This is a genomic window from Chthoniobacter sp. (assembly GCF_040003245.1).
GTDB lineage: Bacteria > Verrucomicrobiota > Verrucomicrobiia > Chthoniobacterales > Chthoniobacteraceae > Chthoniobacter.
Genome location: NZ_JBDUCX010000228.1, coordinates 1 through 11,175, shown reverse-complemented (window position 1 = coordinate 11,175; position 11,175 = coordinate 1). Strand labels below are relative to the sequence as shown.

The following is an 11,175-nucleotide window of genomic DNA, read 5'->3' as shown; positions in this document are numbered from 1 at the left end:
GGCGACGGTGGTGACGCTGGTGGCGAGCATGGTGAGGGCGAGGAGAGGGAGGAATTTCATCGGGGTGATGACTATGGGTGGCGGAGGGGAAATGGAAAATGCAAAATGGGAAATGGCGTGGGTGCGCTGGGGTCGCTGAACCGTCAGCGGTGAAGTCTTACCCTTTGAGTTCGGCGAGCTGGCCCTTGAGGCGTTCGATCTCGGCTTCCGCTTGCTTGCGTTCAGTGACGTCGCGGTAGAGGGCGACGACGAGGCGGCGCCCATACAGAACGATCGGCGTGGCGCTGATGGAGACGGGCACGGCGGAGCCTTCCCCGGAAGGGATTTCACCCTCGAAGACCACGCGTTGATCGGAGGTGGAATCACCGGTGAAGTTGCGCCGAAATTCCGCCAACGTGCCCGGAGAAAGCAGATGCTCGATATTGGAGCCAACGATTTCCGAGCGAGGCCGGCCGAAGAGTATTTCCGCCTGGCGGTTGGTGTCGATCACGCGCCCATTGCGGACATCGGTGAGGAGGGCGGCCTCGCTGAGACACTCGAAGAGATGGCGGTATTTGCTTTCCGATTGAATCATCGACTCCTCGGCGCGCCGCAAGGCCGCGCGCTCCGCGGCATCGACGAGCGCCCGATGCACGGCGGGCACCAGACGGGCCAGGCGCTGCTTGATGATATAGTCGGTGGCGCCGGACTTGAGCGCATCGATGGCGGTGTCCTCGCCGATGGTGCCGGAGACAAACAGGAAGGGCACGTCGGGCCGCTTGAGCCGCGCGATTTCCAATGCGGACAGCCCGTCGAACTTGGGCAGCGAGAAATCCGAGAGGATGAGATCGTAGCCGCCCCGGTCCAGCGCGGCGCTGAAGGCCTCCTGGGTTTCGACCCGATCGATCTGACACTCAAAGTGATTCCGCTGAAGCGTCGCTTCAATCAGCACTGCATCGTTCTCGTTGTCTTCCAAGTGCAGGATACGCAGTTCGGTACTCATGGGGGCCGTCCTTGGAGAATATCGCAATTCACACGCCTGATGGACGTAAGGGGAGCCTACGGGACTGTTTTGGGTGGGGTGGTCGTGGAGGTCGGGGATGCGCCCTTGAGGAAGCGCAGGAAGCTGCTTTGCGTGCTGAGAATGAGCGTGGTCTCGCCTTGGAAGGAGGTCTTGTAAGTATCGAGGGTGCGCTGGAATTGGTAGAGGTCGCGTGCTTCCTGACTGGAGTTGAACGCCTTCGCGTAGATCGCCGTGGCCTCGGCATCGGCCTTGCCCTCGACGGTTTGCACTTCGCGATACGCCTTCGACTCGATCTCCTTCAAGTCGCGGTCCTTGGCACCAATGATTTTCGCCGCCTCGCCTTCGCCTTCGCTGCGGAAACGGGCCGCGATTTGCCGGCGCTCGCTGGTCATGCGGTCATAGATCTTCGAGCTCACCGCGGGGTTGTAGTTGATGCGCTTGAAGCGCACATCGAGCAGCTCGATGCCGAACTCCGCCAGCTTGCCGCGCGCCTCATCGGTGATTTCCTTTTCCAGCGCGACACGCCCAAATTGAATCGACGGCAGCCCCGCGGCGACCGCGCCGCTGCCGGCCACGAGCGTGTCATCGACCGCGGCCTTGCGGTCCTTCGTCGTGCGAATCATTTCCACGAGCTCATGGCGGGCCACGGTGTTGCGCGTCTCACTGCCGAGGATGTCATCGAGCCGGGATTGCGCGCTGCGCTGGTCGCTGAGGCGGATATAGTATTGCGCCGGATTGCTGATCCGCCAGCGCGCAAAGGTATCCACCACGATGTAGAGCTTGTCCTTGGTCGGCATCTCCGCGACCGGGCCGTCCCACTCGAGGACGCGCTTCTCGATGCTGTGCACGTCCTGGATGAAGGGCGTCTTGAAATGCAGTCCCGCCTCGGTGATCGGCTCGCCGATGGGTTTGCCAAATTGCGTGATGATGACCTGCTCCATCTCGGAGACGGTGTAAAAAGCGCCGGAAACCGCGAGCAGCGCGAGGACGGCGATGACGAACAGCAGGATGGAAAAAGCCTTGGTATTCATGCGCGTTATTTCGCTTTCGCTTTCGTGTCGAGGTTCAGCAGCGGGAGCAATTGCGACACGCTGTCGTCGATGATCACCTTGCGTTCAAACTGCGGAAGGATCTCGGTCATCGTCTCGAGATACATGCGCTCGCGGGTGACCTCCGGCGCCTTGAGATACTCGGCGAGCAAGGCGCTGAAGCGATCCGCATCGCCCTGCGCCTGGTTGACGCGGCCGAGCGCGTAACCCTCCGCGCCGCGGATCTTTTGATCGGCCTCGCCGCGGGCGCGGGGGACGACCTTGTTGTATTCGCCGTTGGCGACATTGATCATCTGTTCCTTCTCTTGTTGCGCCTGGTTCACCTCGTTGAAGGAAGACTGCACATTGCGCGGCGGGTGTACGTCCTTGAGTTGCACCTGCATGACGCTGATCCCGAGCCCGTATTGTTTCGAGAGGCCTTGCAACCGGAGCAGCGTTTCATTTTCGATTTCCTGCCGGCCGATGGTGAGCACTTCGTCCACCGTGCGGTCGCCGACGACTTCGCGCATGGCCGATTCGCTGGCGTCGCGCAAGGTCAGGGCGGGCGAGTGCACGTGAAAGAGATACTGTTTGGGGTCTTCGATGCGGTACTGCACGACCCACTCGACGAGCGCCATGTTGAGATCGCCTGTGACCATGCTCTGCTCGGCCTCGGGTTCGCGGGGTATTTGGTCGTCGTTCGTGGCGCCCGGGGTGCTGAAGCCAAACTCCAGCTTGAGCTGGCGCTGGACTTCGACGCGGACGATCTGGTCGATGCCTAGCGGCAGCTTGAAGACCAGCCCCGGCTGCACGATGTCCTTGAACTTCCCAAAGCGCAGCAGCACCCCGACCGAGTCCGCCGGCACCGAGGAGTAGCATGAAAGCAGCGTCAAGATGACGAAGAAGACGAAGATGCCGCGCCAGATCCACTTGAAGTTGAAATGGGGCATGTTCCACTGGGACACCTGATAGTTGGGCGGAGGCATGGAGAAGGTTTGAGGTTCGAGGTTGGAAGTGGGATGGGACCCCGGCGCGAATCTGGAGACGCATTGTTACCGAAGCGCCTGAACATCACAGGAAAATTTCAGGCACGATTAGGCACGATGAGGGGCGATGGGGCACGATCAGGGGTGCGATTCCCGGCGCACGGGCAAGTCAGATGCGTAAGGGAGGTGTGAAAAAAGTGTGCGGCCAGCACGCGCGGGAGAAAATTTTAGAGGCTTGAGAAGGCTTGATTTACCTTGATTTGGCTTTAGGCGCTGGCGACGGGAACGCTCCAGTCCCCGGTATTTTGCGTCGCGCTCATGTTCTGCTCGTTGATCGGCCGGCCATCGGAAAAGTCTTCCAGGCACGCGTGGACATCCGGCAGGGAATTGAGGGTTTTGATGAGGCGGCGGGCGGGCGACTTTACCGAGGCGGGATGATACGGGATCAGTGATGTTCATGGGGGCAATTGTACCTTCATTTCACCAGAAAAGTGCATCGGCCCATTGGTTCCATTGGCTCCATTGCGAAAAATGTGATGGAACAGGGTCGGCAGGGCGGGTCGCGGTGGCCGAGGGAGGGAATTTACCGCAGAGGGCGCAGAGGGAGGAGAGAGGGCCGCAGAGGGAAAGAGGGCCTTCTTCGGCATTCACCACGCGGAGCGTGACAAACCTTCGTTTAAAGGCCTATGAGACGGGTTCCTTTTTCCCTACCCATTATGAAAATCGTCATCACCGGTGGCGGCGGCTTCCTCGGCTCGCAGCTTGGTCAAAAACTCCTGGAACGCGGCACTCTCACCGGGCCTTCAGGCGCGGCGGAGGAGATCCGCGAGATCGTGCTGCTGGATGCGGCGTTTCATCGCCCGGCGACGGATAGACGCGTTCGCCAGGTCACGGGAGACATCAGTGATTGCGCCACCGTTTTCTCCGCCGTCGGTGGCGATCCGGCGGTGGCGATTTTCCATCTCGCCTCCATGGTGAGTGGAGAGTGTGAAGAGCGTTTTGACGACGCGCTGCGCGTGAATCTCGATGGTGGTCGCAATGTCTTCGAGGCCGCGCGCGCGGTGCCGGGCCGGCCGAGAGTGGTCTTTGCCAGCAGCATCGCGTGCTTTGGCGGCGAGGCCATGCAGGATCCGAATACCGACCGCACCAAGCTCACCCCGCAAACGACCTACGGCATGACCAAGGCCATCTGCGAACTACTGGTCAACGACTACTCGCGCAAAGGCCATTTCGACGGCCGGTCAGCCCGCCTCCCCACCGTGATCGTGCGTCCCGGCAAACCCAATGCCGCGGCGTCGAGCTGGGCGAGCGGCATGTTCCGCGAACCGCTCAACGGCGAGACTTGCCTGCTGCCGGTGCGCCGCGAGCAATGTCACCCGATGACCGGGTATCGCACCGTGATTGAATCGCTGATCGCCTTGCACGAGGTGCCGGCGACGCAATTGCGCGACGACCGGGCCATCGGCCTGCCGGCACACCGCGTGACGCCGCAACTGGCCGCGTCCGTGATCGAGGAAGTCGCCCGCGAGCGCGGCTTGAAGATCGGCCCGATTGTCGACGCCTTCGACGCGCGCATCCATGGGATCGTGGACAACTGGCCGGTGGCTGTGGACGGCTCCCGCGCGCTGGCGCTTGGCCTGCCGCATCCGCCGCCGCTCAAGCAGATCGTCGAGCAGTATCTCGAGGATTTTGGAAAGCGGTGAATTTGGGGCGGTGGGAAGAATGGGATCAACGGTGCGCTCACGAATGATCTTTGTTCGCGCAGTCGTGGGCGCCGGGAGACTCGAACTGGATGGTGGCGTGGCCGATGCGGAAGCGTTCGCGAAGGGTGACGTTGATCTCGCGGAGCAGGGCGTCGTTGGCGGAACGCTCGGTGAGGACGAGGTGGACGGTCAGCGCGACTTCCGTGGTGCTGAGGCCCCAAATGTGTAGATGGTGGGCGTCGGCTACGCTGGGCAGCGTGCGCAGGTACTCGCTCACGGCGGCGGGGTCAATGCCCTCGGGGACGGCGTCGAGGGAGAGATTGATCGATTCGCGCAGCAGGTCCCACGTGCCGTAGATGATGATGGCGGCGAGGAGGAGGCTGACCGCGGGATCCAGCCAGTACCAGCCGGTAAAGGCGATAACGATGCCGGCGACGACGACGCCGGCGGAGATGAGGGCATCGGCGGCCATATGGACAAAGGCGCCGCGCACGTTCAAGTCGCCCTTGCGGCCGGATAGGAACATGAGCGCGGTGCCGGCGTTGATCGCGATGCCGAGCAGGGCGACCCAGATGATCGTCTGCGCGCCGACGGGGTCGGGCGTGCGCAGGCGTTGCAGGGCTTCCCACGCGATGGCGCCGACGCTGACGAGCAGCACGATGGCGTTGCCCAGCGCGGCGAGCACGGAGGAGCGCTGGAAGCCATAGGTGTGGCGCTCGGTGGCGGCGCGTTTGGCGAGAAACGTCGCGCCCCAGGCGAGGCCGAGGCCGAGGACATCGCTGAGATTGTGCCCGGCATCGGCGACGAGGGCGAGGGAGTGCGAGAGCAGGCCGTAGACGACCTCGACGATGACGAAGATCGTGTTGAGCGCGATGCCGACGGCGAAGGCGCGGCCGAAGTTCGCCGGGGCGTGGGAGTGGCCGTGGCTGTGACCATGGGGATGGTCGTGCTTGTCCCCATGGTCCTCGTGGTCGTGATCGTGGTGGTCGTCGTTGTGAATTGGCATGGGCTAAACGAAATGCGGACGTGCGACTTAGGCACGATCATTCGTCGTGCGAATTTAAAGGAAACAGGAGAACTGTCCGTTGTCGTGGCGTATTGAGCTTGGAAGTAGCCGGCAGCTACTGCTAACGGCTTTCGGCGAGTCTCTCGTTAAACTTACTCAGCGGATGAAGACTTTCAGTGAACCGGCTTTTGCGATTGCCAGACCAACTGAAATCCGTTTATAAGCCAAAGGATGATTGCTGGCAGCATTCGTTTGGGTGTGGAACGGGAGATTACCTCGTTTTCGGGATCGTTGCTGGAGCAACTAACAGATGCCCACGGTTCGTATGGAATCAAGTTTGTCCAAAGCAGGTGGGCGGCACACTACGAAACTCCAAAGTCGCTAAAGATATCGGAGACCCCCGCATTAACGTGGGGCACGGCAACCTATATCACGCCGCTGGCCTTCCCGCTTTCGTCCGCTCTTTACGGTCGCATTGGGGTCGTCACAGATTTTGACGCTAGCAATTGGAAAATCTTCGATGCCACCAAACCTCGAACCCGTCTAGCGTACCTTCGGTGGGCTCGAGCGCAGCCCGTCTATGCCGACCTTCTGTTGACGGTCCATTCGACATTTACAAATCATTTACTCAGAAACCAATTTCGTGAGGAATTTGAGATCGACTGCGTCCTGTTTCATCCGGATCAGGAAGCAGATGCACATACCGATTCGGCGCAACACGTGTGGATGGCGGTGACGGATTGGGCGTCTCATCAATGCATCGAAAACACTCTGAGCCAGCGGCTTCGCAACGGCAGATTTTGCGTCTTACTCGACGAAGACTTCGCGTTGCAGGATCACGGGCTCCCAATTCGAACGGCAAATCGACAAATTGAGCCGGTAACAAATAGAATACTGAATCCGACGCCCATGCCGGTGAGTCGCGCAAGAATCGATGCAACACTACCGGGTCAGATTGCCGCGATCTATGGAAGTGGTGGGTATCTGCACGTGTATATTGAGCCATGAGCGCCGTTCTCGCCCTCGCTGCTGACTTCATCGAGCGGACCTCCAATCCTGCATATGGGCCTCTCGTCAACGAGGAATATGGGCTGCGCCTGGCGACACTGTGGGAAAGTGAAGGCCTTGATCGCGAATTAAGAAAGGAGGCGAGCGAATTAAGCGAAGTAGGGACGTTGACCGCTCACGGCTGGGTCTGGTTCCTGGAATGGGCCCGTGCCCATAAGGTAGAACTCAATGAGAAACTCCTTATTAATCTCGTGGAAAGGTGGACCAGCATCTTGATACAAGTCAGGGCAATCGACATAGGTACACAAGCTAGCGAATGGCTGCATCGCGATGCGTCAATGAGACTGGAGTTCTTTCCACATCCTTTCCTCCGAAGGCTATTAATCAGATGCGTCAATCCGCCGGAGCGGGCCGCACTCGCCGATGATTCGGCGGAGCGGTTGCGGTCGGAAACCCCGCGGACCCGACACGCGGAAAGCGTGTTGGTTTCGCTCTTACAGTTGGGAAGGGACGTTACGCTTGACGCTGCGAGTTCTTTGCTTCGGCACGAATGGGATGGTCAACGGAGGTTGCTCGAATTTTATGGAGTGCTTTTGGAGGGGCTGGATCGTGAATCGCAAAACGTGTGGATTGAGCGCCTGCGAATACCTGGATATTACGGGGAGCGATAGAAGGGGGCCGTTTTTGATAGTCCGAATTTCGGCCAGCCGTTGTGGCCGCGAAGACTGCTGACAGCCCAAATTAAGTAGAAGGATCGATCTCTGGGAGTTTACGCCGCTTTGACCGGCGGGAGCGTGAGCGCCAGCGTGCTGGCGCCCAGGCCGGATGTGAACCGGGGCGTGGAAGCCAGGATGGGGATCGGCTCGAAGCCGGCGGCTTTCAAGGCGAGATAGGTGGCGGCGGCTTCCTTCGCCACGGGGATTTCGGGGACGGCGAGGGACAGTCCCGAGACAGCGGCGTCGGGCGGGATTTCCTCCGGGCCGCGGACGGTCCATCCGGCGCGCTCGAAGATCGCCTTGAACCATTCCGCGTGAAGGCGGGCGGCGGGATCGCCGGCCGGCGTGCGGATCGTGATGGCCTGCGAGCGAACACCGGCGAGGTTATGAAAGAGCGCGTGGTCTTGCTCGGGCGAAAAGTCGGGCGCTTGTCCGGGCGTGCTGGTGATCCACAACAATTTGCGCTGGGGCGTGCTCGAAGTCGCGGCGCGAGCGGCGGCCATCGAATCGCGCAAGGCGGCTTCGAGCGCTTCCACGCGCGCTTCGAGCGAGTCGATGCGGCCGCGTGTTTCCGCGACGGCGGGGTCGGGCACGGGAGGTGCCGGGGGCGGGGGAGTGGGTTCGGGTTCCTTGCCGGATGAACTTTCGAGGACGATGACTTCGCGGCACTTCGGGCACTGCACGCGCCGACGGCGGGCGGAGGGCGCCGCGCGAATTCCGGCGCCACAAGCAGGGCACACGGTCTCGCCAGTTTCGGGAGGGACGTGTGTCTTGACCATCCGGCGCTAGGCAGCCGCCTCGGGTTTCCGGGATTCCGTGCCGCGCAGGAAGTCGATCTCGTCGACGCTCAAAGTGGGTGGCTCGACCCGAACCGGGGGCCGCGCGGCCCGCAGGCGCGCGATCTGGCCGGCTTCCGAAAAGCGCCAGCTCGCCACATTCGACCAGCGCGGCACCGTGGTCTTTGCGCCGCAATCGTCGCAGCGCAATTGGCGTCCCTCGCACCGGGCATCAGCCGCGATAACCACGCCGCAGGTGGTGCACTGAAACTTCACGGAAAGTCCCAGCACTTCCGGCGGCAATACCGGTTGGTAGCGCGAGAAATCCCCGGTCAAATTCACCGGTCTCGGGACCGGGACGTAGCGCGAGCAGCAGGGGCACTTGGTCAGGTCGTACCGGGAGTCGGACGAAGTTTGCAGCGCGGATCCGCAAAGGACGCAATAGAATTGGACGGCAGGCATGACGTGGAAACTCGGAGACGGCTCGCGAAAAAAGAACCTCCCATTGAGCTTGACTGTGACAAGCTGGCAGCCCATTAGTGGTAGTCAAGTTGAAAACCTTACCACCATATCTTGTGGTTCGTGGGGAAAAGTTTCATTTCACGCTTCCTCGGCGTCGCCGGTTTCATCTCCTGACTCCATGAGCAATTCCACGCAGTCCACCCTTGAGCCGCAGGCCGGCGATGCGTCGCCGGCCATCGAACCCTCGCAGATCCAATTCCTCCAGCGGACCTTCGCCGACTATCTGGCGGAAAAGCCGTCGGACAACGAAACGATCCTGAAGTGGCGGCGGGAACTGACCCAGTGGGTGCACCAGCGACTTTTCTTCTATCGCGATTCCGTGGCGGAGGTTCGGGCGGAATTGAACGCGACCTTTCGACGCACCCGCACGATCGCGGTGACGAGCGGGAAGGGTGGGGTGGGCAAGACGACTTTTTCCGTGAATCTCGCGGTGTCCTGTGCGCAACTCGGGAAGCGCGTCCTGCTCTTCGATGCCGACTTTGGCATGGCCAATGTCCATATCTATACCGGGGTGAATCCGAAGATGACGCTGCTCGATCTGATCGACCGGCGGGCCACCATCGAAGAAGTGATCATGCCGGGGCCGGGCGGTATCCAGATGATTTGCGGCACCTCGGGAGTGAGCCGCTTGTCGGATCTGACCGTGCTGGCGCTGGAGACGCTCGGCCAGCAATTGCTGCGCGCGGCGGCGGATTTCGATGTGCTGATCATCGATACGGCCGCGGGCATTTCCGCGTCGGTCACCCATTTCTTGAGTCTGGCGCAGGAGTCCATCGTGCTCGCGACGCCGGCGCTGGCTTCCACGCTCGATGCCTATGGCGTCATCAAGCTCGCCTACGAAACGCGGCTGGCGACGCGGTTGAATTTACTCGTGAACCAGGCGGCGGAGGAACAGGAGGCCGGGCGGGTGATCGAGCGCATCGCGGGCTGCGCGGAGCGCTACCTGAGCACCTCGGTGCGGACCCTCGGTTTTCTGGATCGCGATCCGGCGTTCGAGCGCTCGGCCTATAGCCGGCGTCCGCTGGTGCTGAGCGATCCGGGCAATGCCAACGCGCAACGCATTGCGTCGATTGCCGCGAAAGTTATCGAAGAAGACAAATCCGACCGCACTGCCGCCTGCGGACCGGAAGCCAACTGCGCGGCCGCCTGAAGACGGGATGCTATTTCCGCCAACCCACGAGCCAGCCATGGAAACACAAGCCCAGCCCTTGGAACCGAACTCCGCCACTCCCTTGCTGCCTCCTGCGCCGACGGAGGACGCGGATATGGATGCGTTCCTGAATCTTTTGGAGCACCTGCCAGTGCCACCACCACCGGCGCCCGAGATCCTGCCTTTCGCGCCCGCGGGCAATTTCGTGGACTTCTACGCGCTGAAGGAGAATCCGTTTGCGGACTCGGTGCACCCGACGTTTTTCTTTCGAACCGACAGTCATGCGGAGGCCTTCCGCAGCATGATGCTGGCGGTGGAGTTTCGTGCTTCGCTGGGCATGGTCACGGGGCCGAGCGGCACGGGCAAGACGCTCGTCAGCCAGTTGCTATTGCAGCATTTCGACGATCCGAAATACCGCGTGGTGCTGGTGCTGGTCACGCCCGGCTTGAGCAAGACCGGGCTACTGCGGGAGATCCTGTCGGAACTGGACCTCGCGTTGCCGGTGGGCATTTTGCGCGTGCAGGATCTGGTGAAGCAACTCGCCAACCACATCATCGAACTGCACGAGCAGGGGCAGCGGTTGGTCATTCTCGTCGATGAATGCCATCTGCTTTCCGCCGATTGCCTGCACATTTTGCGCACGATCAGCAACATCGAGACGCCGGAACAGAAGTTGGTGACCTGCCTTCTCTTCGCGGAGTCGCGGCTGTTGCAGCGGCTCGGGCATCCCAGCTACGCGTCGCTCAATAATCGCATTTACTTGCGCAGCGAGCTCCGCCCGCTCGAGCTCGCGGAACTGACCCAATACGTCAAATACCGCTTGCTGACCGCCGGGCGGCTTGACGAGCTTTTCACCGAACCGGCGCTGGCCGCGCTCCACGAGCTCTCCGGGGGGATCTGCCGCAATGTGAACAAGCTGGCCATGCTCAGCCTGATCGAGTCCGCCGACGTCCGCTCGGTCTTTGTCGACGAGGCGCTCGTCCGCTCTGCCGCCCGCCGGATGTGATGGCCCGGCAACCGCAACGCCCGCGTCCCGCGGAGAAATCGAAGACCGATCTGCGCCGCGGACAGTTTACGCCGGGAACCGCTTCCGCGAAGAAGACGGTCGCCCCACGCGGTGGCAACGGGACGACCTCCGCGGAGCAGGCGATGCTCTTCGACGAGCCGCCGGCGAAGTAGCGGCCGACCGCACACGAGAAGCGGGTAGTTGCACCACGAAGACACAAAGGCACGAAGGCAGCAAAAGTCCTGCATCGGGACCCTTCCCATTCCCCCTT

At 61.5% G+C, this 11,175-nt stretch carries 12 protein-coding genes; 6 read left to right on the top strand and 6 right to left on the bottom strand.

All coding sequences use genetic code 11. The features are described from left to right. Positions 1–157: 157 nt before the first annotated feature. The 3 genes from ABJF10_RS24395 to hflK are packed head-to-tail and all read right to left on the bottom strand — an operon-like array spanning position 158 to position 3,017. Positions 158–982, bottom strand: coding sequence for a PAS domain S-box protein (locus tag ABJF10_RS24395; RefSeq protein ID WP_348547233.1), 825 nt, complete (start codon positions 980–982; stop codon positions 158–160). A gap of 56 nt (positions 983–1,038) precedes the next feature. After that, positions 1,039–2,034: a protease modulator HflC gene (gene hflC, locus ABJF10_RS24390; RefSeq protein WP_348547232.1), complete on the bottom strand. Its 996-nt coding sequence runs from the start codon at positions 2,032–2,034 to the stop codon at positions 1,039–1,041. Between the two features lie 5 nt (positions 2,035–2,039). After that, complete coding sequence (gene hflK, locus ABJF10_RS24385; protein ID WP_348547231.1) at positions 2,040–3,017, bottom strand: FtsH protease activity modulator HflK; 978 nt, start codon at positions 3,015–3,017, stop codon at positions 2,040–2,042. A gap of 716 nt (positions 3,018–3,733) precedes the next feature. Here hflK and ABJF10_RS24380 point away from each other — a divergent pair. Further along, positions 3,734–4,720 (top strand): NAD-dependent epimerase/dehydratase family protein, encoded by a 987-nt coding sequence (locus ABJF10_RS24380; RefSeq protein ID WP_348547230.1) that lies wholly within the window; start codon positions 3,734–3,736, stop codon positions 4,718–4,720. A gap of 37 nt (positions 4,721–4,757) precedes the next feature. Here ABJF10_RS24380 and ABJF10_RS24375 read toward each other — a convergent pair whose 3' ends face one another. Beyond that, positions 4,758–5,726, bottom strand: coding sequence for a cation diffusion facilitator family transporter (locus ABJF10_RS24375; protein WP_348547229.1), 969 nt, complete (start codon positions 5,724–5,726; stop codon positions 4,758–4,760). Between the two features lie 231 nt (positions 5,727–5,957). Here ABJF10_RS24375 and ABJF10_RS24370 point away from each other — a divergent pair, with 231 nt between their 5' ends. Both ABJF10_RS24370 and ABJF10_RS24365 read left to right on the top strand, forming a co-directional pair. Next, a complete protein-coding gene (locus ABJF10_RS24370) occupies positions 5,958–6,734 on the top strand; it encodes a hypothetical protein (protein ID WP_348547228.1) in 777 nt (258 codons plus the stop codon). Continuing rightward, positions 6,731–7,405 carry a hypothetical protein gene (locus ABJF10_RS24365; protein WP_348547227.1) on the top strand — a complete coding sequence of 225 codons (675 nt, stop codon included), beginning with the start codon at positions 6,731–6,733 and terminating at the stop codon, positions 7,403–7,405. The genes ABJF10_RS24370 and ABJF10_RS24365 overlap by 4 nt, the downstream gene beginning before the upstream one ends. Before the next feature lie 98 nt (positions 7,406–7,503). On the opposite strand, the gene ABJF10_RS24360 is transcribed toward ABJF10_RS24365, so the two are convergent. Continuing rightward, positions 7,504–8,043 carry a hypothetical protein gene (locus ABJF10_RS24360; protein WP_348547226.1) on the bottom strand — a complete coding sequence of 180 codons (540 nt, stop codon included), beginning with the start codon at positions 8,041–8,043 and terminating at the stop codon, positions 7,504–7,506. 192 nt (positions 8,044–8,235) lie between these two features. After that, a complete protein-coding gene (locus ABJF10_RS24355) occupies positions 8,236–8,688 on the bottom strand; it encodes a hypothetical protein (RefSeq protein ID WP_348547225.1) in 453 nt (150 codons plus the stop codon). Between the two features lie 178 nt (positions 8,689–8,866). Here ABJF10_RS24355 and ABJF10_RS24350 point away from each other — a divergent pair, with 178 nt between their 5' ends. From ABJF10_RS24350 to ABJF10_RS24340, 3 genes are read left to right on the top strand one after another with little or no spacing between them, the layout of a single operon-like run. After that, positions 8,867–9,898, top strand: a complete 1,032-nt coding sequence (locus tag ABJF10_RS24350; RefSeq protein WP_348547224.1) for a P-loop NTPase — start codon at positions 8,867–8,869, stop codon at positions 9,896–9,898. 37 nt (positions 9,899–9,935) lie between these two features. Beyond that, on the top strand, positions 9,936–10,904 hold the full coding sequence (locus ABJF10_RS24345; protein ID WP_348547223.1) for an AAA family ATPase: 969 nt from the start codon (positions 9,936–9,938) through the stop codon (positions 10,902–10,904). Continuing rightward, on the top strand, positions 10,904–11,077 hold the full coding sequence (locus ABJF10_RS24340) for a hypothetical protein (RefSeq protein WP_348547222.1): 174 nt from the start codon (positions 10,904–10,906) through the stop codon (positions 11,075–11,077). The genes ABJF10_RS24345 and ABJF10_RS24340 overlap by 1 nt, the downstream gene beginning before the upstream one ends. Positions 11,078–11,175: the final 98 nt, after the last annotated feature.